The sequence below is a fragment of the Psychromarinibacter sediminicola genome (assembly GCF_029168335.1).
GTDB lineage: Bacteria > Pseudomonadota > Alphaproteobacteria > Rhodobacterales > Rhodobacteraceae > Psychromarinibacter > Psychromarinibacter sediminicola.
On the sequence record NZ_JARGYC010000003.1, the window covers coordinates 36,819 to 63,456 of the forward strand.

At 68.9% G+C, this 26,638-nt stretch carries 20 protein-coding genes and 2 tRNA genes; 11 read left to right on the plus strand and 11 right to left on the minus strand.

Translation table 11 applies throughout. The annotated features are described in order from the left end of the window. Nucleotides 1-17 precede the first annotated feature (17 nt). A complete protein-coding gene (locus tag P1J78_RS01815) occupies nucleotides 18-254 on the plus strand; it encodes a DUF6894 family protein (RefSeq protein ID WP_275565604.1) in 237 nt (78 codons plus the stop codon). Between the two features lie 6 nt (nucleotides 255-260). Here the strand turns inward: P1J78_RS01815 and P1J78_RS01820 are convergent, their stop codons facing one another. Beyond that, nucleotides 261-1,274 (minus strand): methyltransferase, encoded by a 1,014-nt coding sequence (locus P1J78_RS01820; RefSeq protein WP_275565605.1) that lies wholly within the window; start codon nucleotides 1,272-1,274, stop codon nucleotides 261-263. A 111-nt stretch (nucleotides 1,275-1,385) separates the two neighbouring features. On the opposite strand from P1J78_RS01820, the gene P1J78_RS01825 reads away from it, so the two are divergent. Then, nucleotides 1,386-1,462: transfer RNA gene (locus P1J78_RS01825), tRNA-Arg, on the plus strand. A gap of 420 nt (nucleotides 1,463-1,882) precedes the next feature. Here P1J78_RS01825 and P1J78_RS01830 read toward each other — a convergent pair. Beyond that, nucleotides 1,883-2,833, minus strand: coding sequence for a radical SAM protein (locus P1J78_RS01830; protein ID WP_275565606.1), 951 nt, complete (start codon nucleotides 2,831-2,833; stop codon nucleotides 1,883-1,885). Between the two features lie 173 nt (nucleotides 2,834-3,006). On the opposite strand from P1J78_RS01830, the gene zwf reads away from it, so the two are divergent. From zwf to pgi, 3 genes are read left to right on the plus strand one after another with little or no spacing between them, the layout of a single operon-like run. Next, nucleotides 3,007-4,464, plus strand: coding sequence for a glucose-6-phosphate dehydrogenase (gene zwf, locus P1J78_RS01835; RefSeq protein WP_275565607.1), 1,458 nt, complete (start codon nucleotides 3,007-3,009; stop codon nucleotides 4,462-4,464). Next, the gene (gene pgl, locus P1J78_RS01840; protein WP_275565608.1) at nucleotides 4,461-5,135 is read left to right on the plus strand and encodes a 6-phosphogluconolactonase; all 675 of its coding nucleotides are present in this window, start codon (nucleotides 4,461-4,463) and stop codon (nucleotides 5,133-5,135) included. Before zwf ends, pgl begins: the two co-directional genes overlap by 4 nt. Further along, entirely contained in the window at nucleotides 5,132-6,748 is a 1,617-nt protein-coding gene (gene pgi / locus P1J78_RS01845) for a glucose-6-phosphate isomerase (RefSeq protein ID WP_275565609.1), read from the plus strand. Before pgl ends, pgi begins: the two co-directional genes overlap by 4 nt. 53 nt (nucleotides 6,749-6,801) lie before the next feature. On the opposite strand, the gene P1J78_RS01850 is transcribed toward pgi, so the two are convergent. Genes P1J78_RS01850 through P1J78_RS01865 form a run of 4 tightly spaced genes read right to left on the minus strand, consistent with a single transcriptional unit; the run spans nucleotide 6,802 to nucleotide 12,675 of the window. Continuing rightward, nucleotides 6,802-8,856 carry a GMC oxidoreductase gene (locus P1J78_RS01850; protein ID WP_275565610.1) on the minus strand — a complete coding sequence of 685 codons (2,055 nt, stop codon included), beginning with the start codon at nucleotides 8,854-8,856 and terminating at the stop codon, nucleotides 6,802-6,804. Next, complete coding sequence (locus P1J78_RS01855; RefSeq protein WP_275565611.1) at nucleotides 8,853-9,941, minus strand: ABC transporter ATP-binding protein; 1,089 nt, start codon at nucleotides 9,939-9,941, stop codon at nucleotides 8,853-8,855. Before P1J78_RS01855 ends, P1J78_RS01850 begins: the two co-directional genes overlap by 4 nt. Then, complete coding sequence (locus P1J78_RS01860) at nucleotides 9,941-11,482, minus strand: M81 family metallopeptidase (RefSeq protein WP_275565612.1); 1,542 nt, start codon at nucleotides 11,480-11,482, stop codon at nucleotides 9,941-9,943. Before P1J78_RS01860 ends, P1J78_RS01855 begins: the two co-directional genes overlap by 1 nt. Next, nucleotides 11,482-12,675 (minus strand): ROK family transcriptional regulator, encoded by a 1,194-nt coding sequence (locus tag P1J78_RS01865; protein ID WP_275565613.1) that lies wholly within the window; start codon nucleotides 12,673-12,675, stop codon nucleotides 11,482-11,484. The genes P1J78_RS01860 and P1J78_RS01865 overlap by 1 nt, the downstream gene beginning before the upstream one ends. Before the next feature lie 262 nt (nucleotides 12,676-12,937). On the opposite strand from P1J78_RS01865, the gene P1J78_RS01870 reads away from it, so the two are divergent. From P1J78_RS01870 to P1J78_RS01890, 5 genes are all read left to right on the plus strand, one after another. After that, complete coding sequence (locus tag P1J78_RS01870; protein WP_275565614.1) at nucleotides 12,938-14,212, plus strand: ABC transporter substrate-binding protein; 1,275 nt, start codon at nucleotides 12,938-12,940, stop codon at nucleotides 14,210-14,212. Between the two features lie 82 nt (nucleotides 14,213-14,294). Next, nucleotides 14,295-15,194 (plus strand): carbohydrate ABC transporter permease, encoded by a 900-nt coding sequence (locus tag P1J78_RS01875; protein ID WP_275565615.1) that lies wholly within the window; start codon nucleotides 14,295-14,297, stop codon nucleotides 15,192-15,194. Continuing rightward, nucleotides 15,194-16,015 (plus strand): carbohydrate ABC transporter permease, encoded by an 822-nt coding sequence (locus P1J78_RS01880; protein ID WP_275565616.1) that lies wholly within the window; start codon nucleotides 15,194-15,196, stop codon nucleotides 16,013-16,015. Before P1J78_RS01875 ends, P1J78_RS01880 begins: the two co-directional genes overlap by 1 nt. A 34-nt stretch (nucleotides 16,016-16,049) precedes the next feature. Continuing rightward, nucleotides 16,050-17,189, plus strand: coding sequence for a Gfo/Idh/MocA family protein (locus P1J78_RS01885; RefSeq protein WP_275565617.1), 1,140 nt, complete (start codon nucleotides 16,050-16,052; stop codon nucleotides 17,187-17,189). A gap of 63 nt (nucleotides 17,190-17,252) precedes the next feature. After that, nucleotides 17,253-18,608, plus strand: coding sequence for a M24 family metallopeptidase (locus tag P1J78_RS01890; RefSeq protein WP_275565618.1), 1,356 nt, complete (start codon nucleotides 17,253-17,255; stop codon nucleotides 18,606-18,608). 126 nt (nucleotides 18,609-18,734) lie between these two features. Here the strand turns inward: P1J78_RS01890 and P1J78_RS01895 are convergent. The 4 genes from P1J78_RS01895 to gltX all read right to left on the minus strand — a co-directional run bounded on the left by P1J78_RS01895 (nucleotide 18,735) and on the right by gltX (nucleotide 23,822). Continuing rightward, nucleotides 18,735-18,808 (minus strand) — tRNA-Gly (locus P1J78_RS01895). Between the two features lie 43 nt (nucleotides 18,809-18,851). Further along, nucleotides 18,852-20,888, minus strand: coding sequence for an ASKHA domain-containing protein (locus P1J78_RS01900; RefSeq protein ID WP_275565619.1), 2,037 nt, complete (start codon nucleotides 20,886-20,888; stop codon nucleotides 18,852-18,854). Between the two features lie 171 nt (nucleotides 20,889-21,059). Further along, nucleotides 21,060-22,355, minus strand: a complete 1,296-nt coding sequence (gene gltA / locus P1J78_RS01905; RefSeq protein ID WP_275565620.1) for a citrate synthase — start codon at nucleotides 22,353-22,355, stop codon at nucleotides 21,060-21,062. A gap of 63 nt (nucleotides 22,356-22,418) precedes the next feature. Next, on the minus strand, nucleotides 22,419-23,822 hold the full coding sequence (gene gltX / locus P1J78_RS01910; protein WP_275565621.1) for a glutamate--tRNA ligase: 1,404 nt from the start codon (nucleotides 23,820-23,822) through the stop codon (nucleotides 22,419-22,421). Nucleotides 23,823-23,900: 78 nt separating this feature from the next. Here gltX and P1J78_RS01915 point away from each other — a divergent pair, with 78 nt between their 5' ends. Next, the gene (locus P1J78_RS01915; RefSeq protein ID WP_275565622.1) at nucleotides 23,901-25,937 is read left to right on the plus strand and encodes a ComEC/Rec2 family competence protein; all 2,037 of its coding nucleotides are present in this window, start codon (nucleotides 23,901-23,903) and stop codon (nucleotides 25,935-25,937) included. Here P1J78_RS01915 and lexA read toward each other — a convergent pair. Then, nucleotides 25,931-26,620 (minus strand): transcriptional repressor LexA, encoded by a 690-nt coding sequence (lexA, locus tag P1J78_RS01920; RefSeq protein ID WP_275565623.1) that lies wholly within the window; start codon nucleotides 26,618-26,620, stop codon nucleotides 25,931-25,933. The two genes, P1J78_RS01915 and lexA, sit on opposite strands and share 7 nt — an antisense overlap. Between the last annotated feature and the right edge of the window lie 18 nt (nucleotides 26,621-26,638).

The window sequence follows — 26,638 nt, forward strand, 5'->3', positions numbered from 1 at the left end:
GGCTGGGAAGGAGAGCCATGTCACTTTATTTCTTCGACATCGACGACGGCGAGGTCGAGACACGGGACTCCACCGGCCAGGAGCTGGCCCGGAGCGAGGACATCCGGTGGTCGGCGATCTCGGTCCTGCCGGAACTGGCAAAGGATGCGCTGCCGGACAGCGACAAGCGTACCTTCCGCGTGAACGTCCGCGACGAGGCGGGCACGGTCGTCTACCGCGCCACGCTGACGCTCGTCGCGGAATGGCTGCAGTGACCCGGCTCAGCCCGGCTTGCGCGCCTCGCCCAGCATGGTCATCTCGGGGATCATCGGCGCGACCTCGGCGGCCTCGAACCCCGTTTCGGTGAGCGCGGTGGCCAGCGTGTCCGCGTCCAGAGAGGCCGCGTGCGGCGTGAACGCCGTGTGCTGCAGCTGCCAGAGCGCCGTCAGGTGCGGCCCGCTCCGGTCGCCCGCCACGATGAAATCGTGGACCAGGATGCGTCCGCCGGGGGAGAGCGCGTCGAAGGCCGCCTTGAACATCGGCGCGTGCATCTCCGCCGGCACGCCCGACAGGAGATAGGACATCAGCACCACGTCCTGCTCGCCCGGCCAGTCGAAGCCGGTGGCGTCGGCTTCGACATAGGCGATCCGGTCCGCCAGCCCCGCCTCGGCCACCTTCTCGCGCCCCACCGCGACGACGTTGGGAAAGTCGACGATGGTGGCCGTCAGCTCGGGAAAGGCCTGGCAGAAGGTGATCGAGAAAGCGCCGGTGCCGCCGCCCACATCGAGCATCCGCCGCGCCCCGGACAGGTCCAGCCGCCGCGTCAGCGCCCGCGCCGGGCCCAGCGAGCCCGCGTGCTGGCTGTCGGAATAAAGCCGCGCCTCGGCCGGGTCCGAGAACCAGTCGGCGTAGGAGCCGGTCGCCTCCTCGGGCAGCTCGTCCTTCAGGGCGGGCACCAGCTGATCCATCAGCTTGTACATCTGCCGGCCGACCTGAAGCTGCAGGTAGTCGCTGAAGTCGTATTTCTGGCCCGTGACAAGGAACGCCGCCGCGGCCGGAGAATTCGCGAAGCGGCCGTCCTCGACCGACACCAGCCCCAGCCCCGCCAGCGCGGTCAGCAGGGTCCGGCAGCGCTCGGCATGCAGCCCGGCCTTCGCACCCAGCGCGTCGGCGGTCAGCGCACCCTCGGCGAGGTGGTCGAACAGGCCGAACTCCAGCGCGGCGAACAGCGCCTTCGATCCCATGAATCCGAACGCGATGTCCGAGATCTCGTGCGCTTCGGTTGCCAGGGCCATCTGTGTCTCCTTGGTTATGGTCGCACATAACCTGTCCCGTCCGCGCCGGAGCCGCAAGCGGGACGGATTGTCATTGCACGCCGACGCGCGGGCCGATATAGGAGCGCCGAGGCACCCGTAGCTCAGCTGGATAGAGCGCTGCCCTCCGAAGGCAGAGGCCAAAGGTTCGAATCCTTTCGGGTGCGCCACTTCATCACGGAAGAGCGATGACGTTGGTCCGGGGCGCGGGGGCGCTATCCGGCAAAGCCCGAAGAACTCGTACCGTGCAGCACCGTCCGGGCCATCCTATACGACATTGGACCAGCCGTGGGACATTTCCACCTGCGTCGCGCGGCGGAACGCCGTGCAGCGCCGCCCCGCCCCCCCGGGGCGGCGCTTCTGGCGAGGACGGTGCCAAGTGCCCGACATTCATGCTTATGTCTCCGGCATCGCAAGGCTCGACCGCGCCCCGGCGGGTCGGCGCTGCACGGCGTTCCGCTCGAGCGGGAGCACTAATCGGCAAGGCCTGAGAAGTAGTGTCGCATAGTACGCGCCCGGGCTTACCCGTTAGCGCTAGCTATAACAAAATCAAAGACTTGATATACCGTCCAACCTTGGACGCCCAGCCCTCACCCCGAGCAACTCGCCCCGCCCAGCACGCAGAACTTCGCACAATGGGGATGGTTCAGCGCCACCTCGCCCTCGGCCTCCGCCAGGCTCTCGCCCAGCTCGAACCGGGGGTCGTAGGCCAGCAGGGTGCAGGCCATGACGACGGGCCTCTCGGCCCCTTTCCGCTTCACCACCATCCGGCTCGACGCGCACATCACGTCGGCCGGGCGCTTGCCCAGGATGCCCCAGCAGGCGGTGGTGATCTCCGGCACCTCGACGCTGGTGTCCATTTCCGGGAACAGGACCGTCTCGCCCGGATCGAAGGCGTCGATCGCGAAGCTGTTCTGCCGATAGAAGGCATCGTATCCGAGCCGCGCCTCCGCCTCGGTCTCGCCCCACAGGCTGCGCCCGGCGACGGCCATCCGCGCGCCGATGTCGCGCAGCCAGGTCATCCCGGCGACGGTCTGCGCGAAACTGCCGGCCCCGCGCTCCTCGTCGTGGCGGGCGGCCTTCCAGTGATCCACCGATATCCGCAGGGTCAGCCGGTCGCCCCAGGTCTCGACCAGGTCGCGAAGACCCTCCTGCACACGGGGCCGCATCATCGGCCGCATCGCGTTGGTCAGGATCAGCACCTCGTAGCCCCGCTCCAGGCAGGCCCGCGCCATCTCGATCATCTCGGGGTTCATGAAGGGCTCGCCGCCGGTGAACCCGATCTCGCGCACGCCCCAGCGCCGCTCCTCCAGCTGGTCCAGATAGTCGCGGACCTCGGCGGCCCGGATATAGACCAGCGCATCGTTCTCGGGCGAGCTCTCGATATAGCAGTTCAGGCAGGCGATGTTGCACAGCGTGCCGGTATTGAACCACAGCGTCTGCGGGTCGCTCAGCGAGACCTTCGCCCGCGGCTCGCCCTTGGCCGTGACCTCCGGATCGCGGAACTTGCCCGCATTCGCCTCGACGATCTGGTCCTTCATTCGTCCTCACCCGGTCCCACGGTCCGCAGAGCTAGCCTGCGCCTTAAGCATCGAAAACCCGTCATTCGCCCCATGACGCGGTTGTGATGCACGTGCAGCACGCTAGACTTTGCGCCGGCTGGGGGCTAGTCAGGGCCCGTTAGCGCTAACCACAGCCCGTGAGAGGTCCGCATATGGTTTCCCGCGTCATCCCCGTCGACCCGTTCGACCTGGTCATCTTCGGCGGCACCGGCGACCTGGCCCGGCGCAAGATCCTGCCCGGCCTCTACCGGCGCTACTGGGCGGGCCAGCTGCCCGACGACGCCCGCATCGTCGGGGCGTCGCGCCACGAGATGCCCGACGAGGAGTACCGCGCCATGGTCCGCGCGGCGATCGAGGAATTCGCAATCGAGGGGCGCGACGATGCCGCCCGCATCGACGGCTTCCTGAGCCTCGTCAGCTTCGTCGCGGTGGACGCGACCGGCGAGGCCGGCTGGAGCGAGCTGGCCGAAAAGATCCGCCCCGACCTGATCCAGGCCTATTACTTCTCGGTCGGCCCCAGCCTGTTCGGCGACCTCGCCGAGCGGCTGCACAAGCACAAGATGGCCGGCAAGGAGACGCGGATCGTCGTCGAGAAACCCTTCGGCCACGATCTCGAATCGGCGCGCGACCTGAACCGGACGCTGCGCTGCTACTTCAGCGAAGAGCAGATCTACCGGATCGACCATTACCTGGGCAAGGAGACGGTGCAGAACCTGATGGCCGTGCGCTTCGGCAACGTTCTGTTCGAGCCGCTGTGGAACGCGCTCTATGTCGATCACATCCAGATCACCGTGGCCGAAACCGTGGGCGTCGGCGGGCGCGGCGCCTATTACGACCGCTCGGGCGCGATGCGGGACATGGTGCAGAACCACATGATGCAGCTTCTCTGCCTGATCGCGATGGAGCCGCCCTATCACTTCGACCCCGACGCGGTGCGCGACGAGAAGCTCAAGGTGATCCGCGCGCTGGACCCGGTGCCGCCCGAGGATATCGTGCGCGGGCAATATGCCGGGGCCGAGGGGATCGAGAGCTATTTCACCGATGTCGAGGACGAGGCCTCGCTGACCGAAAGCTTCATCGCGATGAAGCTGCACATCTCGAACTGGCGCTGGAAGGGCACGCCGATCTACGTGCGCACCGGCAAGCGGCTGAAGGCCCGCGCCTCGGAGATCGCGGTGGTGTTCAAGCATCCGCCGCATTCGGTGTTCGGCCAGAAGACGAACGACCGGCGCGGCAACGTCCTGGTCATCCGCCTGCAGCCCAACGAGGGCATGAACCTGCGGGTGACGATCAAGGAGCCGGGGCCGGGCGGCATGCGGCTGATCGAGGTGCCGCTGGACATGTCCTTCGCCGAGGCGCTGGGGCCCGAGGCGGCCGACGTGCCCGACGCATATGAACGGCTGATCATGGACGTGATCCGTGGTAACCAGACCCTGTTCATGCGCGGCGACGAGGCCGAGGCGGCCTGGGCCTGGACCGACCCGATCATCGCGCAGTGGGAAGAGCAGGGCGACCGGCCCAAGCTGTACGATCCGGGCTCGACCGGCCCCGAGGAGTCGCTGATGCTGCTCTACCGCGAAGGCCGAAGGTGGAGGGACATACAGGCATGAACTTCGTCGAGTATCCCGACCGCGACCTGATGATGATCGACCTGGCGAACAAGATCGCCGGCGAGCTGAACAGCCACGTCCAGCGCCACGAGGCCGCCACCCTGGCCGTGCCGGGCGGGACCACGCCGGGACCGGCCTTCGACGCGCTGAGCGCCGCGACGCTCGATTGGTCCAGCGTGCGCATCCTTCTGACCGACGAGCGCTGGGTGCCGGTGGAGGATGCGCGCTCCAACACGCGGCTCCTGCGCCAGCGTCTGCTGGTCGACCGGGCCGCGGCGGCGACCTATGTGCCGCTTTACGCCGACACGCCCGAGCCGGAGGACGCGCTGGAGCATCTGACGGCGCAGGTGCAGGGCGTGCTGCCGCTGACCGTTCTGCTTCTGGGCATGGGCGACGACATGCATGTCGCCTCGCTGTTTCCCTTCGCCGAGGGGCTGGAGGCGGCGCTCGCGGACGACGCGCCACCGCTTCTGCCGGTGCGCAGCGCCGACGTGCCCGAGGCGCGGATCACCCTGACGGCGCCGGTCATGAAACAGGCCATGTCGACCCATATCCTGATCACCGGGCCGAAGAAGCGCGAGGCGCTGGAGCGGGCGCGGCGCGAGGGCGACCCGGTGAAGGCGCCGGTGATCTCGGTGCTGGGCGAGGCCACGGTCCACTGGGCGGAGTGAGAGAGATGTTCGAAGAGCTGAAGTCCTACCGGGACGGCGTCGCCGACCGGCCGATCCTGTCGCTGTTCGAAGACACCGGGCGGGCCGAGGCGTTCTCGGTCTCGACGCTGGACATGCTGTTCGACTATTCCAAGACGAATATCGACGCGCGGGCGCGCGACATGCTGCTCGCGCTGGCCGAGGAACGCGGCGTGGCCGAGCGGCGCGAGGAGATGTTCGCGGGCGCGAGGATCAACGAGACCGAGGGCCGCGCGGTTCTGCACACGGCGCTGCGCAATCTGGACACCGCGGTGCTGGTCGACGGCTGCGACGTGATGCAGGGCGTGCGCGAAACGCTGCACCGGATGGAGACCTTTGCCAGCGGCATCCGGTCGGGCGCGTTCCATGCGCCGGGCGGCGCGGCGTTCACCGACGTGGTCAATATCGGGATCGGCGGGTCGGATCTGGGCCCCGCGATGGCCGTGCAGGCGCTGACGCCCTATGCCGATGGGCCGCGCTGTCACTTCGTGTCGAACGTGGACGGCGCGCATATCCACGACGTGCTGGCGGGGCTGAACCCGGCGGCCACGCTGTTCATCGTGGCCTCCAAGACCTTCACCACCATCGAGACGATGACCAACGCCGAGACCGCCCGCGACTGGGTGGCGGCGAAGGTGGGCAACGAGCAGGCCGGCGGGCATTTCGCGGCGCTGTCGTCGAACCTGGAGAAGACGGCCGAGTTCGGCATCGACCCGGCCCGCGTCTTCGGCTTCGAGGACTGGGTCGGCGGGCGCTACTCGATGTGGGGGCCGATCGGCCTGTCGCTGATGCTCGCCATCGGGCCGGAGCGGTTCCGCGCGTTCCTGGACGGCGGCGCGGCGATGGACGCGCATTTCCGCGCGGCCGAGGGCGCCGACAACATGCCGCTGATGCTGGCGCTGGTGGGGCTGTGGCACAACCAGGTCTGCGGCCACGCGACCCGCGCGGTGCTGCCCTACGACCAGCGGCTGGCGCGGCTGCCGGCCTATCTGCAGCAGCTGGAGATGGAATCGAACGGCAAGTCGGTGGCGATGGACGGCGCCGATCTGCCCTACGACTCCGGCCCCGTCGTCTGGGGCGAACCGGGCACGAACGGCCAGCACGCCTTCTACCAGCTGATCCATCAGGGCACGCGGGTCGTTCCCTGCGAGTTCATGGTCGCTGCGCGGGGGCACGAGCCGGATCTGGCGCATCAGCACCGGCTGCTGATGGCCAATTGTCTCGCGCAGTCCGAGGCGCTGATGCGCGGCCGCTCGCTGGACGAGGCCAGGGACAGGCTCGCGGGCAAGTTCGAGGGCGCCGAGCTGGAGCGCCAGGCCCGCCACCGGGTGTTTTCGGGCAACCGGCCGTCGACGACGCTGGTCTATCCGCTGCTCACGCCGCGGATGCTGGGCCAGATCGTGGCGCTCTACGAGCACCGGGTCTTTGTGGAGGGGGTGATCCTCGGCATCAACTCGTTCGACCAGTGGGGCGTGGAGCTCGGCAAGGAACTGGCCACGGCGCTCGGCCCGATCGTCGCGGGCGAGGCGCCGGCCGACGACAAGGACGGCTCCACCCGCCGGCTCGTCGACTGGCTGCGCAGCGCGGCCGGGTAGACCCGCGCGGCGGCGGGGCGGTTCGGCTCCTCTGTTGGGAATATCTCCGGGCGTCAGGCGTCTCGCACCCGCATACCGCCGTCGAAACGGCGTGCGATATGGTCTGCGGTCCTCAGGGCAAGCGCCATGATCGTCAGCACCGGATTGAACGCACCGTTGGTCGGGTGCAGGCTGCCATCGGCCACGAAAAGGTTCTCATGGTCCCACACCCGGCCATAGGGATCGGCGACGGACGATTGCGGGTCGGTGCCGAAGCGGCACGTGCCGGCCTGGTGCTGATGCGCCGATAGACGCGGCGCCTGGGGGCTGCCCCAGACATCGCCGGCGCCCGCAGCACGAAGCCAGTCCTTGGCCCGCTCGCATACAAAGGCCGCCGTGCGTTGCGTCTCGGGATGCACCACGCCCTGGAGCCGGGCGACGGGGCGGCCCAGATGGTCGCGATATGCGTGCTCCAGCGTGACACGGCAGACCGGGGTCGGGATCTCCTGGACCGGCCCGCGCAGATGGGCGACCTTGCGATAGCATTCGGCCATGAAGCGATGCGGCGGTGCGCCCCATCGCGGCAGATCGTCTGGCAGGGCCGTGTCCCAGAACATGACAGGCGGCATGACGAAATCGTCCGCCAGCATCGCCCCGCCGATGATCCCCGGATTGCCGTGGACCCAGGCCGTGGTCGCGATGCTGGGGCCGGGGCCGCGGGAGGTCGCCACGTCCTCCTCGAACCGGCCGAAGGCCAGCGGGTAGGTGTGGCCCTGAAGGTTGCGGCCGACGAGATCGGTGCCGTTGCCCAGGCCGTCCGGCTCGCGCGATGAGGCCGAGAGCAGCAAAAGGCGCGCCGTCTCGATCGCGCCGGCGCAGAGCACGACGATGCCGGACGCGACCGTTCGCCGATGCAGGGCCCCGTCGTCCAGCCAGGCCAGCCGGACGCCCGTGACGCGCCCCGTGTCGTCGGTTTCCACCCGCTCCGCCGTGGTTTCGGTGCAAAGGGTCAGGTTGCCTGTGGCGAGCGCCTTGGGCAGCAGCGTGTTCTGGGTGCCGTTCTTGGCATCCACCGGGCAGGGGAAGCCGACGCAGCTTCCGCACTCGATGCAGGCGGCCCGGCCGTCACGCCGGCGGGTGTTGACCGCAAGCGGCGGCGTGAACGTCTCGATGCCGAGCGCGGCCGCGCCGGCGTCGAGCACGCGCGCGGACCTATAGCGGGGCACGGGCGGTAGCGGCAGGTCGGTGCTCCGGTACGGCTCGTGGGGCAGGGCGCCACGTGGACCGGCAATCCCGACCGCCTGCTCGATGCGTCCGTACCACGGCTCGAGCGTGTCGTAGTCGACCGGCCAGTCCGCCAGCGAAGACCCCTCGGGCACGCCGTAGCGCGAGGCCATGCGGAAATCGTCGGGGTGAAAGCGCCAGGCGAGACCGCCATAGAGGAAGGTGCCCGCCCCGACGCAGGGGGCATTGTCGGCATAGCCCGCCTCGTGCGGCCGGACGAGGGCCGCCGCGCCGTCGCCGTCCGCCGCCACGCGCCTGTCGCGCTCGGCCGGCGGGCCGGTGTTCGTGCCGTAGACGGCGTTACGGTGGTTTCTGAGATGATCGCGCCGTCCGCTGTCCCGATAGCTCAGGTGCCGGCCCTTCTCGACCAGCAGGACGCGAAAGCCGCGCTCGGCCATTTCGGTCGCGGCCACGATGCCGCCCGCGCCCGCTCCGACGACGACTGCGTCCCAGCCTTCGTCCGCGGGGGGGCGCTGGGCGGGCGGCGGCGTGCGCCACGGCGGCCCGTCGGGACCTTCGGGCAGGCCGTGGCGATAGCCGAGCGCGTCCCAGACCATCCCGCCGCGGTTGCCGCCCTGGCCGGGATCGGCATAGAGCCCTTCCGCCACCCAGCGGCAGAGATGCCGAAACCACGGCGTGTCTTCGACATCGGCCAGGCGCGCGGCAAGGTCGGCTTGCGCGGCATCGCCGGCCAGGGTGTCGAGCCCGGCGCGCACCTCGCCCGCGGCCGGGTCGCGGTCCAGCCGTTCGGCGACGTAGCGATGCGCCCCTGCCGCGAGGGCGCCGATCCGCGGGTCCGGCGCGATGGCGTCGATCACCCGCCGCAGCAACGCGCCGTCCGTCATCGGACGATGGCCGCGCCGGTCTCGCGATCGAAAAGGTGCAGCTTGTCCGGGTTCACCGCCACCGGGACCTGTTGACCGGCCTTGAGCCCGCGCTGCGGCTCGATCCGGGCCAGCATCTCGGCGTCGCCCAGCCGAAGATGCACCAGCGTCTCCATACCCAGAGGCTCCACCAGCGTGATCTCCGCGTGCAGGGCATCGGCGGCTTCCGCGTCGTTCAGCGATACATGCTCGGGGCGGATGCCGACGACCAGGTCGCGCCCCGCATTCGTCGAAAAGGGCGCGCGCGCCGCCACCTCCAGGGTCTGGCCGTCGCGGAATCTCAGCCGCGCGCCGTCACCGGACGGCTCGACGGTTGCGTCGAAGAAGTTCATCCCCGGCGAGCCGATGAAGCCCGCGACGAAACGCGAATCGGGATGCAGATAGAGCGTTTCGGGGTCGGCGATCTGCTCGATCCGGCCATCGTTCATGACCACCACGCGGTCGGCGAGCGTCATCGCCTCCACCTGGTCGTGGGTGACGTAGATCGTGGTCGTCGGCAGTTTCGCGTGGAGATGCTTGATCTCGGCGCGCATCTGCGAGCGCAATTCGGCGTCGAGGTTCGACAGCGGTTCGTCGAACAGAAATACCGACGGGTTGCGGATGATCGCCCGGCCCATGGCCACGCGCTGGCGCTGGCCGCCCGACAGCTGGCGCGGCTTGCGATAGAGATACGGCTGAAGCCCCAGGATCGCGGCGGTGTGGTCCAGCCGTTCGGCGACCTCGGGCTTCGGGACCTTGCGCAGGCGCAGGCCGAAGGTGATGTTGTCGGCGACGTTCAGGTGGGGATAGAGCGCGTAGTTCTGGAAGACCATGGCGACATCCCGGTCTCCCGGCTCCAGCTCGTTCACCTTGCGGCCGTCGATCAGCAGGTCGCCCTCGGTGATCGACTCGAGCCCGGCGATCATCCTGAGGGTTGTGGATTTGCCGCAGCCCGACGGTCCGACGAGCACGATGAACTCTCCGTCGGCGATGTCGAGGTCGATGCCGTGGACGGTCTGCGTCGTGCCGAAGCTCTTCTTGATCGACTTGAGCGTGACGACCGACATCAGGCGTCTCCCGACAGGACCGCGGCGCGCCGGCCCTGCGCCTCGTAGGTGTTGGCTTCGGGATCCCAGTCGAAGCCGGTGTCGAGCGGCCACATGGGCCGCGGGATGCGTCGCCACTCCAGATGGCCGAGATCGAGCTCGGCGCATCCCTCGCTGGACAGCAGGATATGCGCCGCCGCGAAGTCCTCCAGCTGGGGATGCAGATAGCCGAGCTTGACCACCAGCACCTTGTGCGCGAACGGGTCGATCCCCATCGCCCGGAAATGCGTGGGTGTCGTGATGCCGATGGGCTGGGCGTGGAACGTTGCGGTGACGCTGCCGATCTGGACGCGCGCCCAGGCGGCCTCGCGCGAGCGGTAGGGCTGAAAGCCGTCGAGTTCGAGATGCGGACCGCCATCCATCACGCGCGCCGTCACCCGGCGCTCGGTCGGCGGGCGCGAGACATGCTCTTCGCCCAGCGTGATCTCCAGGTCTGCGCCGGGCCCTGCCTCCAGCAGTCGCGCGACCAGGGCCGGCGCCGTGATGCCGGCCACCACCACGTCGCCGCCCCTGTCGTTGGTCGTGTCGTTGGTCGTGTCGATGGCGGCAGACAGGACATGCGTCAGATCGCCCGGCGCGCCGGCCGTGGTGTTGTCGCCCGAATCCGACAGGAAGACCGGCGCCGCATCCATCGCCAGGGCTCGTCGCAACCCGTCCTCGACCGAGGCGACATCCATCCGCACGACGAAGTCGCGGCGGGACTGCCAGACCCGCCTTGCCAGATCGGTGGCGGCCTCGCGTGCCCGCGCCATGTCGCCATCCGAGACCGCGACCGCCGTCACCGAGGTCCAGGGCCGGTCGTTCCAGGCAAAACCGAGCAGCAGGTTGGCTTCCATCAGCCCGTCGCGCCCGTCGAGCGCCGCGAGCGAGCCGTAGAGGTCATCCGCCGGGGGATGGGCCGTGACGGCGGTTTCGCCCGGAACCAGAAGCGGAATGCGCACCGCGGCCCGCGCGGGGGACAGGTCTTCGCGCAGCACGCGAAGCAGCTGGCCGGCCACCCGCTCTCCCACCTCGGCATCGTCGCGGTGCGGGGCCGTGCGCAGGACCGAGACGACCTCGACCGAGGACAGCAGCTCGGGCGTCATGTCGCCATGCAGATCGAGCGCGAGTCCGATCGGCACGTCGGGCCCCACCGAGCGGCGTATCGCAGAGACGAAATCGCCGTCGGCATCGGTGCCGAGCCCGTCGACTTCCAGAGCGCCGTGATTGACCAGCAGGACACCGTCGAACGGCCCCTGCGCGACCAGCATCGCGAGTGTCCGGTCGAGGACACGGCGATAGGCGGCCTCGGTCATCGGGCCGCCGGGCAGGGCCGTCGCCCAGCAGAGCGGGACGGCTTCGACGTCATCCTCGCGCGACAGCCGGTCCAGGATGCCCCGGATCATCCAGAGGTTGCCCTCGCGCATCTCGTGGCCCGAATACTCCTGAAGGGCGTCGATGTCCGTCTTCAAGGGAGACGACAGCATCATTTCTATCGACAGCCCGGCAATCGCAATGCGCATCACGCTTCCTCGTTGTCCGCTTCGCCTGCCATCCTGGCGGTTTCGTTGGTGGCGGTGCGCCCGGTGACCCCGTCGAGCGCCAGCGCCACGCCGCCGAGAAAGGGCGACTGCGCCGACAGCTCCGAAAAGCGGATGCCGGTCCGTTCGGCCATCGCCGGATGCGCGAGGCGCTGCAGCGCGCGCATCATCGGCGCCTCGATCCAGGGGCGCGCCAGCGATAGATCGCCGCCGAGAAGCACCATGTTCGGGTTGAAGATGTTCATCAGGCTCGACACCGCCGTGCCCAGAACGTCGCCCGCGCTTTCCAGAACGGTCAGCGTCGACGGATCGCCGGCCTCGGCCCGGGCGCGGAGAGTGGCGAAGTCCTCCGGCCTGTCGCCGCTCAGGCGCCCGATCTCCTCGCAGAGCGCCGGTTCGGAGAGGTAGGCGGACAGACAGCCCGACGCGCCGCAGGAACAGAAGCGGCCCTGGGGCACGATCTTGATGTGCCCCAGTTCGCCGGCCAGGCCGTCGGCGCCGGCATAGACCTGGCCGTCGAGAACCATCGCGCCCCCGACACCGGAACCCGAGAAGAGATAGATGAAGTCCCCGCCGTCCTTTCCGGCGCCGAACATCCGCTCGGCCATGGCGCCGGCCTTGCCGTCGTTGCCGACGAAGACCGGGGCCTTCACCGCCGAGGCCAGCCGGTCGAGCAGTGCAACGTCGCGCCAGCCGAGGACCGGCAAGTGGACGAGCACGCCGTCCGCGCGCAGCAGGCCCGGAACCGAGACCCCCACGGCAAGAAGCGGCGACCCGGCGGCGGGGTCGGACGCGATGGCGTCGATCTCCCTGACGAAGATCCGCTGCATGTCGTCGACGCTGCCGTCGAAGCGGCACGCCCGGCGAAACCGCGGCTTCCCGTCGAGCGCGCTGCCGACGAACCGCACCTCGTCCGCCTCGATCCGCACGCCGACGAGAATCCCGGATGCCTGCGACACCCGAAGCCCCTTGGACGGGCGGCCGCGGCGGTTCTGCGCGGGGCGTTCGACCTCTTCGACAAGGTCGGCGTCGTGGAAGGCGCCGATGATGCTGGACACCGTGGATTTGTCGAATCCGGTCTGCAGGACGATCTCGCGTTGCGAGATGCCCGGAGCCTTGCGAATTGCATGGAAGATGTCGCTGGCGTTGGATCGACGTGTGAACAGGTTTTCCAAGAGGCCACTTTCTCTACTTGCGAGAATTAAAACTATGCACAGCGCTGGAGAACGGTCAATAGCCCTTCCGCAGCGGTTCCGCCACGATAATGGGCAGTTTTTCTAACGTGCTGGGGTATAATGAGAAAAATGGATTCGGACGGCTTTCGCTGTGTCGATCCCGTTTTCGGCGCGCGTTTCCGGTTGACATGGCGCCTGCCTTCGCTGTCTTTTTGATCTTGTCGATAGAATAAATTCGACGCGGCTGTGACAGGAGAATACCATGAACAGGACAGCGACACTTGCGCTCATCGCGGGCGCCGCGTTCGCTGGCGCCCCTGCTGGCGCCCAGGAGACGTACGAGATCTGGCACTACTATGCCGCCGGCTCCGAACTCGCCGGCATGAATGCGATGATCGAGAACGGCAACGCCGCCTCCGACGACGCGGTTTTCGAAGGTGTGATCATCCCCGGCAACGTCGTCGAACTGCGCCGCCAGCTTCAGAGTGCGATGCTCGGCGGTCAGCCGCCGGCGGCCTATCAGAGCTCGATGGCGTTCGAGCTGCGCACCTTCGTGGACAGCGGCCAGCTGCATCCGCTGACCGACGTCTGGAACACGGTCAACGGCGACGAGATCTTCCCCGAGGGCGTGCAGCGCGTGGTGAAGATCGACGGTGTGCCCTACGGCGTGCCCTACGACCTGTCGCTGATCAACAACATCTTCTACAACAAGGAGATCTTCGAGGAACTGGAACTCGACGCGCCCACGGACTGGGACGAATTCGATGCGACCTGCGCGGCGCTGTCCGAGGCGGGTTATGAGCCGCTCGGCAATGCCGGCGGGCCGTTCTGGAGCCTCTACAACTTCTACGCGCCCCTGGTCTCGGTCGTCGGCGTCGACGGCTACTACGACCTGGCCTCGGGCGAGCTCGGGTTCGACAGCGAAGAGTTCTCCACGGCCCTCGACCTTTATGCCGAGCATATGGTGCCGTGCTACGCCGACAACTGGAGCGGCAAGACCTGGACCCAGACGGCCGACGACGTGGTCAACGGCGACACCGGCATGTTCATGATGGGGATCTGGGTCGCCGCCTATTTCGAGCAGGCGGGCTTCATGGCGGGCGAGGATTTCGACATGTTCCCGGCGCCCGGCACGGCCGATGCGGCGATCTTCCAGATGGACGTTCTGGCGGTCCCGAACGGGCCCGACGACGCCATCGCGGCCGCGGAGGTCTTCATCGAGGCAGCCGCCTCGACCGAGGGGCAGGCGGCCTTCGCGGTGCCCAAGGGCTCGCTGGCGCCCAACGTGAATGTGGACCCGTCGGTCTACGGCTACGCGGGCGCCTCGTTCTCCGAGCAGTTCTCGGCCGCGTCCGAGGCGGGCAAGGTTCTGCCCAACCTGTTCTTCCTTCTGCCGACGGATGTGGGCACGGAACTGGGCGTCCAGATCGAGCGGTTCGCCATCGACCCCAGCGACGAGACCAAGGAAGAGGTGATCTCGACCCTCGAGGCGATGCGCCAGTCGGCCCTGGAAGAGGACGCCTTCCTGAACTGGTAGGGACAGGGCAGACTGCCCTTGCCCTGCAACGATTTGGCGCCCTGCCTTCAGGCGGGGCGCCGGCACGAAACGGATGCCCCAGATGTCGCTTATTCCCAGAAGCCGCACGGCCCGCGCGCATATTCTCTTCCTCGCGGTTCCGATCCTGCTGTTCGGCGCATTCTACATCTATCCGATCGCGGCGAGCGTGCGCCTGTCGCTGCACGACTGGAACGGTTTCTCGCCGGATCAGAGATTCGTCGGGCTGCGCAACTATGCGGCGCTCTGGGGGCAGCCGCGGTTCATCAATGCGGTGCTGAACAACCTCGCCTGGGTGGCGTTCATGCTGACGGTCCCCACGGGCATCGGTCTGGCGCTGGCGGCGATCCTGGACCGCGGCATTCGCGGCGAAACGATGTTCCGCATCATCTTCTTCCTGCCGTTCACGATTCCCGCCGTGTCGGTCGGCGCGATCTGGCGCTGGATGTACGAACCGTCGAACGGCCTCCTGACGACCACGCTGGAGCTGGTCGGGCTGGGCGGGCTGGCGCAGAACTGGCTGGGTGATCCGGACATCGTCACCTTCGCGCTGATGGGCGCGGTCGCGTGGTGGACGACAGGCTTTGCCTTCCTCGTCTTCTTCGCCGGTCTCCGGAACATCCCCGAGGAATGCATCGAAGCCGCGCGTATCGAGGGCGGCAGCGACTGGCAGATCTTCTGGAAGGTCTCCTTCCCGCTGCTGTGGCCCTCGACGATCATCGTGCTCGGCATCTCCGCCATCGACGCCATGCGCCTGTTCGACGTGATCTGGGCCACGACCAAGGGCGGCCCGGCCTATGCCTCGGAGGTGCTGGCGGTACAGATGTACGACCTGGCCTTCGGGCGCTTCCAGATGGGCCGCGCCTCGGCCGTCGCGGTGAGCCTGCTGGTGCTCTCGGCCGTCGTGATCATGCCCTACATCTGGTACATGACCCGCCGCGTCCAGGACGCGGAGGTCGAATGATGGCCGATCCGCTCAAACGCCGACAGACGATCCTGACCCGGCTGGTCCTGGTCTGCGCCGCCATCGTCTTCATCGCGCCGTTGATCGTCGCCGCGCTCACCTCGCTGAAATCGCCGGCCGAGATCACCCGCGTGCTCAGCCTGCCGACGGATCTCTGGTGGCAGAACTATGCCGCGGCCTTCGACCGGATGGGGCGCAGCTTCTTCAACTCGATCGCCATCACCGTTCCCGCGGTCGCCTTCTCCATCCTGATCGGGGCGGTGGCGGGGTATCCTCTGGCCTACATGCGCGGGGCAGGGGGCAAGGCGATCTACTTCCTGCTGCTCACCGGCATGCTGGTGCCGTTCCAGATCGTGCAGATCCCGCTCTTCTTCATGATCCAGGGGCTCGGGCTCTACGATACGGTCCCGGGCATGTGGCTTGTCCACACGGCCTATGGCATTCCGTTCTGCACCTTCTTCATGCGGAATTTCTTCGCCTCGGTGCCGCGCTCGATGTACGAGGCGGCGCAGATCGAGGGCTGTGGCCCCGCGCGCTATTTCTGGAAGCTCCTGCTGCCGGCCTCCACCTCGGGGCTGTCGGCGCTGGCGATCATCCAGACCCGTGCGATCTGGAACGACCTTCTGTTCGCCATCACCATCACTTCCAGCGACAACGCCCGCCCGGTAACGGTCTCGATCGCCGGATATGCCAGCAGTCTCCAGGTGGAATACGGGCCGCTGATGGCGGGCACGCTGGTGTCGATCCTGCCGGTGATGGCGGCTTTCCTGCTGTTCCAGAAGGCGTTCGTTCGCGGTCTGCTCGGCGGGGCGGGGAAATGAGGCGCGGCACGGCGTCCAGCAGCGGAGCGAGGCCATGACACCGCTCGGGGTCGGCCTGATCGGCTGCGGCGACATCTCCGCCACCTATCTCCGTCTGGCGCCGCTCTTTCCGGATTTCGAGATTCGCGCCGTCGCCAGCCGTTCGCCGGGGCCGGCGCAAGCGCGCGCTGCCGAATTCGGGCTGCGCGCCGCCTCGCCCGAGGCGCTTCTGGCGGCCGACGATATCGACGCGATCCTCAACCTCACGCCGCCGGCCGCCCACGCGGAGGTGACGCGCGCGGCCCTGGCGGCGGGCAAGCACGTCTATTCCGAGAAGCCGCTGGCCACCACGACCGACGCGGCGCGCGCGCTTCTCGACTTGGCGCAGTCGGCGAACCTGCGGATCGGCTGCGCGCCCGACACGATCCTCGGCGGCGCCTGTCAGGCGGCGCGCGGCGCCATCGAGACGGGCCGCATCGGGCGCGTCGTCTCGGGAACCTGCCATTTCCTCAACGCGGGGATGGAGCAGACGCACCCGAACCCATGGTTCTTCTTCCAGCCCGGCGGCGGACCGGGGCTCGATGTCGGTCCGTATTACGTCACGACGCTGATCGCCCTGCTCGGGCCGGTGAAGCGGGTCGCGGCGATGACCGGGAAAGGGGCCGACAGGCGCATGATCGGCGCGGCGGCCCGGCGCGGGGACGTGATCGAAGTCCGGACACCGACGACGATCAGCGCGCTTCTGGATTTCGCCCGCGGCGCGGTCATCACCCTGTCGCTGAGTTGGGACGTCCGCGCCCATGGCCACCGGCCTATCGAGCTTTACGGCACGCATGGCAGTCTCTTCCTGCCCGATCCCGACTTCTTCGCCGGCGACGTGATCGTGGCGGGCACAGCGGACGATGCCGCTCTGCCGGCCGCGCCGCACCCGTTCGGGCGTCCCAACGATCCGGCGGTCGAGGGGCGTGCGAACTATCGCGGCGCCGGCCTTGCCGACATGGCGCGGGCGATCCGCGAGGACCGGCCGCACCGATGCAGCGGCGAGCTGGCGTTCCATTGCCTCGAAGTCCTCTCGGCCCTTCCGCGCTCGGGCGAGGCGGGGCGGTTCGTGGACATCGAAAGCGCCTGCGCCCGGCCCGACCCCTTCCCCTCGTCCGAAGCCGACCGCTTGCGTCACGCCGCGCCCGCGCCATGACGGGTGGTGACACTCGGCGGCGCCGACCCCATGAAACCAACCCACCGCAATGGAGTATCCCCGATGGCCGGACTTCGTTCCATCCAGATCCCCGACTTCGGCAGCCCGCTCGCGGCGCCGCCGATTCCGGCCGAGACCTACGCGGCCCGGTGCGATGCGGCGTTCGCCGCGGCCGGCACCGACTGGCTCTATGTCTACGCCGACCGCGAGCACCTGGCCAACATCATGCACCTCACCGGGTTCGAGCCGCGCTTCGAGGAGGCGGCGCTGCTTCTGGGCCGAACCCGGCGCGTGCTCTTCGTCGGAAACGAAAGCATCGACTACGCGGTCCGGGCCGGTCTGCCCGACCTCGAGCCGGTGCTGGCGCAATGCTTCAGCCTGCCCGGACAGGATCGCAGCCGGGCACCGGACCTCAAGGCCCTGCTGGGTGCCGCGGGGGTCAAGAAGGGCGACACCGTCGGCGTGGTCGGCTGGAAATACGACGAGGAAGGCGATCCGGAGACGCGCGGCTTCTACGTCCCTCACGCGCAGATTCGGGCGCTCGCGGCCGCCGTGGGGGGCGAGGAGGGGCTTGTCGAGCGGACCGAGGTGCTGCTGCATCCGGCCACCGGGCAGCGCCTGACCGTCGACGCCGACCAGATCGCCGCGTTCGATTGGGGCGCGGCCCGGGCGTCCGAGGCCGTCTGGCGCGTGGTGTCGGGCACGCGGCCGGGGCAGGCGGAACTCGAAGCGGCGCGCGCACTCGGCTATGCCGGCGAGCCGCTGACGGCGCATGTCATGCTGTCCTCGTCGGGCCGCGACGGCAACGTTGTCGGTCTTGCCAGCCCCTCGGGGCGGATCCTGAACAAGGGCGACGGGATCACCTGCGGTATCGGCTTCTGGGGCGGGCTGTCCGCCCGTGCCGGCCTGCTGACCGACGCGGCGGACGAGGCCTTCCTCGACCACGCCAGCGCCTATTTCCGCGCGCTCGTCCGGTGGTACGACACGGCCGATCTGGGCACCGAGGGCGGCGTGCTACACGCGGCGACGGTCGAGGCATTGCGGGCCGGCGGTCTCGACGCGGCGCTGAACCCGGGGCACTTGACCTCCTATGACGAATGGAGCCAGACACCGGTGCGCCCCGGCGCGACCGAGACCCTGAAATCCGGGATGATGATCCAGGTCGACGTCATCCCCGTCCCGATGACCCCGGGTGAGGCGCTGAACTGCGAGGATACTGTCGTCTTCGCCGACGCGGCGCTGCGCGACGACCTCGCCGCGCGTCACCCCGATGTCTGGGCCCGGATCGAAGCGCGGCGGGCTTTCGTGGCCACCGAAATCGGGGTCGAGCTCAAGCCCTGCATCCTGCCCTTGTCGAACACGCCGCTCTGCCTGGCGCCCTTCTGGCTTGCGCCCGATCGCCTGTTGGCCGCGCGGTAACTTCCATGGCGCCGCGCGCCTTTCGCCCGTCCTGAGACACAGGTGGCAGATCGTTCGGCCCGACGATGTCACCCATGTCTTAGGGACACGCCGTTCGCCATGTCGCCGGGCTGTACAGGGAATGGATGGAGCGGGTGAAGGGAATCGAACCCTCGTCTTAAGCTTGGGAAGCTCCTGCTCTACCATTGAGCTACACCCGCCGTGCCGGTTCAGATACTGCGCGTGTCGCGGCGCGTCAAGACGTCACGCGCGGCGGCGGCGGCGTTTGGGGCCGTCCTCGCCGCCGGTGTTGAAGGCCACGTCCGGCAGATCCACCACCTTGCGCAGCTCCGGGAACGGCGCGGTGGCGTGCGGGATCGCGTTGGCGGCGACGAAGTGCTCCTGGAAGCGCGGCTCGATCGCGGTTTCGACCTTGTGGATCTCGTGGACCCGCCGCTCGATCTCGCCTCGCGCCGCGCGGTTGCACAGGGCGATGCGCGCGCCGGTGCCGGCGGCGTTGCCGGCCGAGGTGACCTTGTCCAGCGGGCAGTCCGGGATCATCCCCAGCACCATCGCGTGCTTGGGCGAGATATGCGCGCCGAAGGCCCCGGCCAGCACGACGCGGTCCACGGTGTCGGTGTCGATCTCGTCCATCAGAAGCCGCGCCCCCGCGTAGAGCGCCGATTTGGCCAGCTGGATCGCCCGGATGTCGCCCTGCGTGACCGTGATCAGCGGCCCGCCATCGGCCCGGCCGTCATGGATCGCATAGGCATGGGTCCGCCCCTCGGCGATGCAGCGCTCGGTGCCGGTCTGCGCCGCCGAGCCGATCAGCCCCTTGGCGTCCATGACGCCAGCCGAGCGCATCTCGGCCACCGCCTCTATGATGCCGGAGCCGCAGATGCCGCTGATCCCGGTGGCCGCCGCCGCTTCGGCGAAGCCGTCCTCGTCCGACCACAGGTCGCAGCCGATCACCTTGAAGCGGGGCTCCTTGGTGGCGGGGTCGATCTCCACCCGCTCGATCGCGCCGGGCGCCGCGCGCTGGCCGGAACTGATCTGCGCCCCCTCGAAGGCCGGGCCGGTGGGCGAGGAACAGGCCAGCACCCGGCGCTTGTCGCCCAGCTGGATCTCGGCGTTGGTGCCCACGTCCACGATCAGCACCAGGTCGTCGGACAGGTACGGCTCTTCGGACAGCGCGACGGCCGCGGCGTCGGCGCCGACATGGCCGGCGATGCAGGGCAGGACATAGGCCCGCGCGGCCGGATTCACCGCGCGCAGGTCGAGCTCGTCCGCCGCCAGCGACAGCGAGTCGGAGGTGGCCAGCGCGAAGGGCGCCTGACCCAGCTCCACCGGGTCGATCCCCAGCAGGAGGTGGTGCATCACCGGATTGCAGACGAACACCGTCTCCATGATCTGCGCGGGCTCGATGCCCGCCTCGCCGGCGATCTCCTCGGCCAGGGTGTTCAGCGCGCCGCGGACGGCCGTGGTCATCTCGCCCGCGCCGCCCTCGTTCATCATCGAATAGGACACCCGGCTCATCAGGTCCTCGCCGAAGCGGATCTGCGGGTTCATCACGCCGGCGCTGGCCACCACCTCGCCGTTGCGCAGGTCGCACAGATGCGCCGCGATGGTGGTCGAGCCGAGGTCGATGGCCAGGCCGTAGAGCCGCTCCTCCCAGAAGCCGGGCCAGACGTCCAGCACCCGCTCGTTCGCGTCGCCGTGGCCCTTGTAGAGCGCCACGGTCACCGCCCAGTCGCCCTTGCGCAGCGCCGGCTGCAGTTTGGACAGGACGGGCAGGGGGACGGACAGCCCGTCGGTCCCGATCTCCCATTGCTCGGCCAGCGCGCGTTTCAGCCGCTCCAGGTCGCCGGAGGGCTCGTGCATGTCGGGCTCGGCCACCTCGACGTAGTAGAGCCGCGTGGCCGGGTCCATGGTGATGGCGCGGACGGCGGCGGCCTTGCGGACGACCTGCTTGTGCACCTGGCTTTCCGGCGGCACGTCGATGACGACGTCGCCCTGCACCGTCGCCTGACAACCCAGCCGGCGGCCCTCCTTCAGGCCGCGGACCCGGTCGTACCGTGCCTCGACATCGTTCCACTCCGACAGCGCGTCGGGCTTCACCGTCACGCCGTGCTTGGAGAACTCGCCATAGCTCGGGCTGACCTGGCATTTCGAGCAGATGCCGCGCCCGCCGCAGACGGAATCGAGGTCGACGCCCAGCTGCCGCGCCACGGTCAGGATGGGCGTGCCTTTGGGGAACCGGCCGCGCTTGCCGGAGGGGGTGAAGATCACCAGGGGGTCCATGCTGCCTCGCGTTGTTGGATTGCGGCGCAGCATACTGATGTGGGGCGCAGTTAAAAGCCGGTCGGCGGCATCCGGCGGCGCGCGCGCGGCATCGGCGGGCGAAGACCGCCAAAGCAAAACGCCCCGCCGGTTCCGGCGGGGCGTTCGGGGTCTGACAGGAACGGCGTCGCGCTAGCGGTTCTCGACCTCGACGTAGTCGCGGCGGGTCGCGCCACAGTAGAGCTGCCGCGGCCGGCCGATCTTGTGCGCCGGATCGGACAGCTGCTCCTTCCACTGCGAGATCCAGCCGACGGTGCGCGCCAGCGCGAAGATCGGCGTGAACATCGAGGTCGGAAAGCCCATCGCGTCCAGGATGATGCCCGAGTAGAAGTCGACGTTGGGATAGAGCTTCTTGTCGACGAAGTAGTCGTCCTCCAGCGCGATCCGCTCCAGTTCCTTGGCGGTCTGCAGGGTCGGGTTGTCCTCGATCCCCAGAAGCTCCAGCACCTCGTCGGCCGACTGCTTCATCACCTTCGCGCGCGGGTCGAAGTTCTTGTAGACCCGGTGCCCGAAGCCCATCAGGCGGAACGGATCGTCCTTGTCCTTGGCGCGCTCGATATATTCGGGGATCTGGTCGGGCGTGCCGATCTCGCGCAGCATCTCCAGGCAGGCCTGGTTGGCGCCGCCATGGGCCGGCCCCCAGAGACAGGCGATGCCGGCGGCGATGCAGGCGAACGGGTTGGCGCCCGAGGAGGAGGCGAGCCGCACGGTCGAGGTCGAGGCGTTCTGCTCGTGATCGGCGTGCAGCGTGAAGATCCGGTCCATCGCGCGCGACAGGATCGGGTTCACCTCGTATTCCTCGGCCGGCACGGCAAAGCACATGCGCAGGAAGTTCGCGGCATAGTCCAGGTCGTTGCGCGGATACACGAAGGGCTGGCCGATATGGTACTTGTAGGCCCAGGCCGCGATGGTCGGCATCTTGGCGATCAGCCGGATCGAGGCGACCTCGCGCTGCCACGGGTCGGTGATGTCGGTCGAGTCGTGGTAGAAGGCCGACATCGCGCCCACGACCCCGACCATGATCGCCATCGGGTGCGCGTCGCGCCGGAAGCCGCGGAAGAAATAGGTCATCTGCTCGTGCAGCATCGTGTGGTTGGTCACACGGAACTCGAAATCCTCCAGCTGCGCGGGCGTCGGCAGGTCGCCGTAGAGCAGCAGGTAGCAGACCTCCAGGAAGTGGGATTTCTCCGCCAACTGGTCGATCGGGTAGCCGCGGTGCAGCAGCTCGCCCTTTTCGCCGTCGATGAAGGTGATGGTCGACTCGCAGGACGCGGTCGAGGTGTAGCCCGGATCGAACGTGAAGACGCCGCCCTGGGCATAGAGCTTGCCGATGTCGATGACATCCGGGCCCGCGGTCGGGCTGTACATCGGCAGGGTCAGTTCCTTGTCGTCGAACGTCAGGACCGCCGTCTTGTTGGTGTCAGCCATCTCATCCCCTTCCTAGAAAAAGCGCCCCGGCCGGGGCAGGTCAACTCGGGCGCGACACGGACGTCACGCGGTTACATCCCCAAGCCGCGCCAAGGTCTCGTCGCGGCCGATCACCAGCATCATGTCGAAAACGCTGGGGGACACCGTGCGTCCGGCCAGGGCGGCCCGGAGCGGCTGCGCCACCTTGCCGAGCTTGGTGTCGTTCGCCTCTGCCACCTGGGTCACGACCTCTTCCAGCGTGTGACGGTTCCAGCTAGCATTTTGCAACTGCGGCGTCAATTCGGCCAGTATACCACGGGATACATCATCCAGCGCCTTCGCCGCCTTCTCGTCCGGCCGCAGCGGCCGCTCGGCCAGGACAAAATGCGCCTTTTCAAGGATTTGCCCGAAGGTCTTCGCGCGATCCTTCAGGCAGAACATGGCCCGCTGCAGCCCGTCGATCTGGTCTTCGGACAGCGCCGGCTGGCCCGAAGCGGCCAGATAGCTCTCGATTTCCGCTATCAGTGCAGCATCGTCGGCCACGGCGATATGCTGGCCCGAGAGATGTTCGAGTTTCTTCATGTCGAACCGCGCCGCCGCCTTGCCGATTCCGTCCAGGTCGAACCACGCCTTGGCCTGCGCGTCGGTGAAGAACTCGTCGTCGCCGTGGCTCCAGCCCAGCCGCGCCAGGTAGTTGCGCACCGCCGCGGCGGGAAAGCCCATCGCCTGGTACTCGTCGACCCCGAGCGCGCCGTGGCGCTTGGACAGTTTCTTGCCGTCGGGGCCGTGAATCAGCGGGATATGCGCCCAGACCGGCACGTCCCAGCCCATCGCCTCGTAGACCAGCATCTGCCGCGCGGCGTTGTTCAGGTGGTCGTCCCCCCGGATCACATGCGTCACGCCCATGTCGTGGTCGTCCACCACCACGGCCAGCATGTAGGTCGGTGTGCCGTCCGAGCGTAACAGGATCATGTCGTCGAGCTGATCGTTGCGCACGCTCACGTCGCCCTGCACGCGGTCGGCGACGACCGTCGTGCCCTCCAGCGGCGCCCTGATGCGGATGACGTAGGGCGCATCGGGATGGTCGGCCGGGTCGGCGTCGCGCCAGGGCGAGCGGAACTGGGTCGAGCGGCCCTCGGCCTTCGCCTGCTCGCGGGCCGCGGTGATCTCGTCCTGCGTCGAGAAGCACTTGTAGGCCTGTCCTCGCGCCAGCAGCTCGCGGGCGACCTCGGCGTGGCGGCCGTGCCGCTCGGCCTGGCTGACGGCGTCGCCGTCCCAGTCGAGGCCCAGCCAGGTCAGCCCGCGAAAGATCGCCTGCGTCGCCTCGGGGGTGGAGCGGGCGCGGTCGGTATCCTCGATTCGCAGCAGGAATTTCCCGCCGCGGCCGCGCGCGTAGAGCCAGTTGAACAGGGCGGTCCGGGCGCCGCCGATATGCAGGTAGCCGGTCGGCGAAGGAGCGAAACGGGTGACCACGGGGGCGTCGGTCATGGGCGGCATTAACCTTTTGGAAAGGATGGGTCTCTAGCGTTTGTCGCGGTCTAGTCAATCGGGGTCGGGAGAACAAGTGTGGAACCCCTCCGCTGGATCGCGAACCGGGTCGAGGCGCAGCGCGGCCATCTGTTTGCGTGGGTTCCCGTGGCGCTCGCCGTCGGGATCGGCACCTACTTCGCGCTGCCGTGGGAGCCGGGCCTCCCGGTCTATGCCGGCTGTGCGGCGCTGGTCGGCGGGCTCGGCTGGCTGGCGGCGCGGCTCGGGCCGCGGCTGTCGCCCTTTCTGCTGGTCCCGGCGCTGGTGCTGGCGGGGCTGTGCCTTGCCGGGCTGCGCGCGCATCTGGTGGCAGGGCCGGTTCTGGACTTCCGCTACTACGGCGCGGTCGAGGGGCGCATCGTCGAGATCGACCGCTCCGCCTCGGACGCGCCGCGGCTGACGCTGGACCGGGTGGTCCTGGAACGCACGGCGCCGCACCGGACACCCGCGCGGGTGCGCGTGTCGCTGCACGGCGCGCAGGGCTACATCGTTCCGGTGCCGGGGCTGCGCGTGATGACGACGGCGCACCTCGCGCCGCCCTCGGGGCCGACCGAGCCAGGCGGCTTCGACTTCCGCCGCATGGCCTGGTTCGACCGGCTGGGCGCGGTGGGATACACGCGGACCCCGGTGCTGGCCGTGGCGCCGGCCGCCGAGGGGATCGCCGGGGTGCGCCTGCACCGGCTGCGGATGGCGATTTCCACCGCCGTGCAGGCCGCCCTGCCGGGCGAGGCGGGAGCCTTCGCCGCCGCGATCACCACCGGCGACCGGTCCGGCATGGGGCGCGGCACGCTGGAGGCGCTCCGGGCCTCCAACCTCGCGCATCTTCTGGCGATCTCGGGGCTGCATATGGGGCTGCTGGCCGGCTTCGTCTTCGCGGCCCTGCGGTTCGGGATGGCCGCCGTCCCGAAGCTCTCCCTGACCTGGCCGATCAAGAAAATCGCCGCCTTTTTCGCGCTTTGCGCAGCGTTCTTCTACTATCTTCTGTCCGGCGGCAACGTCGCGACCGAGCGGGCGATGATCATGATCGCCGTGATGCTGATCGCCGTCATGCTCGACCGCCGGGCGATCACGCTGCGCGCGGTGGCGATCGCCGCGATCCTCGTATTGAGCTTCCGGCCCGAGACGCTGACCGAGCCCGGCTTCCAGATGTCCTTCGCCGCCACCACCGCGCTCGTGGCGGTGTTCGGGGCGCTGCGCGACCGCGAGGGCTGGACCGTGCCGCGATGGGCCCGTCCGATCCTTGCCGTCGTCGTCTCCTCCGCCGTCGCGGGCGCGGCCACGGCGCCGGTTGCCGCGGCGCATTTCAACCGCATCGCCGATTACGGCCTGATCGCCAACCTGGCCGCGGTGCCGCTGATGGGCACCATCGTGATGCCGGCGGCGGTGCTGGCGGCACTCCTCTGGCCCGCGGGCCTGTCGCACCTGGCGCTGGCGATCATGCGGCCGGCCATCGAGTGGATCCTGGGCGTGGCGCATTGGGTCTCCGGCCTCGACGGGGCGATCACGCCGGTGGTCGCGCCGGGCCCCTGGGTTCTGCCGATCCTGGGCCTCGGCCTGCTCTGGCTGATCCTCTGGCAGGGCCGGGGACGGCTCGCGGGGCTTGCCCCGGCGGCCCTGGCCATCGCGCTGTGGGCGCAGGCAAAGCGGCCGCCGGTGCTGGTCTCCGACACCGGCGGCCTCGTCGGGCTGATGACGGAGACGGGGCGCGCCCTGTCGAAGCCGAGGGGCGAGGGGTTCGTCGCGCTGAGCTGGCTGGAGAACGACGGCGACGCGGCGGACCAGGCCGGGGCGTTCGCGCGTCCGGGCCTCGCCGCGGGGCGCTTCGACCTCGACGGGCGCAGCGTGGTCCACATCACCGGCCGCGGCGCGACGGAGCGGGTCGCCGAGAGCTGTCGCACCGCCTCGCTGGTGATCACTTCGGTCGAGGCCGGCGCCGATACGGGCGCGGCCGGCCCCTGCATCCTGGTCGACGAGGCAAAGCTGCGCGAGACCGGATCGCTGGCGGTCTTTCCCGAAGCGGACCGGCTGCGTTTCGTCGGCGCGAAGACCGGCGCGCGGCGGCTGTGGTCTCAGTAGGTGCGGATCAGCCCGACCAGCTTGCCCTGCACCTTGACCTGATCGTCGCGGAACACGCGGGTCTCGTAGGCCGGGTTCGCCGCCTCCAGCGCGATGGCCCCGCCCTTGCGGCGGAAGCGCTTCAGCGTGGCCTCCTGGCCCTCGACCAGCGCCACGACGATGTCGCCGTTGTCGGCCGTCGCCGCCTCGCGGATGACGACGATGTCGCCGTCGTTGATCCCGGCGTCGATCATCGAGTCGCCGCGCACTTCCAGCGCATAGTGGTTCGCCGTGCCCGACACCATGCCGCCCGGCACCGACACCTGCCGCTCGACATGGCTGATCGCCTCGATCGGCACGCCGGCCGCGATCCGGCCCATCAGCGGCAGTTCGGCGGCGGCGCCGGTCGCCACGCCCAGCGCCCGCGCCGGCGGCGCGCTCCGGCTGCCCTCGATGACGCGCGGCTTGAAGCCCGCGGCCTTCTCCATCGACTCCGGCAGCTTGACGATCTCGATGGCCCGCGCCCGATGCGCCAGCCGCCGGATGAAGCCACGCTCTTCCAGCGCCGTGATCAATCGGTGGATGCCCGATTTCGACCGCAGGTCCAGCGCCTCCTTCATCTCGTCGAAGGAGGGCGGCACGCCGTCGCGCTGCATCCGCCTGTTGATGAAATCCAGAAGTTCCAGTTGCTTCCTGGTCAGCATTGCCTCGCCCCTGCCTCG

Excerpts from the sequence above, each read along its gene's own strand:
- P1J78_RS01815 (WP_275565604.1), top strand. The coding sequence starts at position 18 with ATGTCACTTTATTTCTTCGACATCGACGACGGCGAGGTCGAGACACGG.
- P1J78_RS01820 (WP_275565605.1), bottom strand. The coding sequence starts at position 1,274 with ATGGCCCTGGCAACCGAAGCGCACGAGATCTCGGACATCGCGTTCGGA.
- P1J78_RS01830 (WP_275565606.1), bottom strand. The coding sequence starts at position 2,833 with ATGAAGGACCAGATCGTCGAGGCGAATGCGGGCAAGTTCCGCGATCCG.
- zwf (WP_275565607.1), top strand. The coding sequence starts at position 3,007 with ATGGTTTCCCGCGTCATCCCCGTCGACCCGTTCGACCTGGTCATCTTC.
- pgl (WP_275565608.1), top strand. The coding sequence starts at position 4,461 with ATGAACTTCGTCGAGTATCCCGACCGCGACCTGATGATGATCGACCTG.
- P1J78_RS01850 (WP_275565610.1), bottom strand. The coding sequence starts at position 8,856 with ATGACGGACGGCGCGTTGCTGCGGCGGGTGATCGACGCCATCGCGCCG.
- P1J78_RS01855 (WP_275565611.1), bottom strand. The coding sequence starts at position 9,941 with ATGTCGGTCGTCACGCTCAAGTCGATCAAGAAGAGCTTCGGCACGACG.
- P1J78_RS01860 (WP_275565612.1), bottom strand. The coding sequence starts at position 11,482 with ATGCGCATTGCGATTGCCGGGCTGTCGATAGAAATGATGCTGTCGTCT.
- P1J78_RS01870 (WP_275565614.1), top strand. The coding sequence starts at position 12,938 with ATGAACAGGACAGCGACACTTGCGCTCATCGCGGGCGCCGCGTTCGCT.
- P1J78_RS01875 (WP_275565615.1), top strand. The coding sequence starts at position 14,295 with ATGTCGCTTATTCCCAGAAGCCGCACGGCCCGCGCGCATATTCTCTTC.
- P1J78_RS01880 (WP_275565616.1), top strand. The coding sequence starts at position 15,194 with ATGGCCGATCCGCTCAAACGCCGACAGACGATCCTGACCCGGCTGGTC.
- P1J78_RS01885 (WP_275565617.1), top strand. The coding sequence starts at position 16,050 with ATGACACCGCTCGGGGTCGGCCTGATCGGCTGCGGCGACATCTCCGCC.
- P1J78_RS01890 (WP_275565618.1), top strand. The coding sequence starts at position 17,253 with ATGGCCGGACTTCGTTCCATCCAGATCCCCGACTTCGGCAGCCCGCTC.
- P1J78_RS01900 (WP_275565619.1), bottom strand. The coding sequence starts at position 20,888 with ATGGACCCCCTGGTGATCTTCACCCCCTCCGGCAAGCGCGGCCGGTTC.
- gltA (WP_275565620.1), bottom strand. The coding sequence starts at position 22,355 with ATGGCTGACACCAACAAGACGGCGGTCCTGACGTTCGACGACAAGGAA.
- gltX (WP_275565621.1), bottom strand. The coding sequence starts at position 23,822 with ATGACCGACGCCCCCGTGGTCACCCGTTTCGCTCCTTCGCCGACCGGC.
- lexA (WP_275565623.1), bottom strand. The coding sequence starts at position 26,620 with ATGCTGACCAGGAAGCAACTGGAACTTCTGGATTTCATCAACAGGCGG.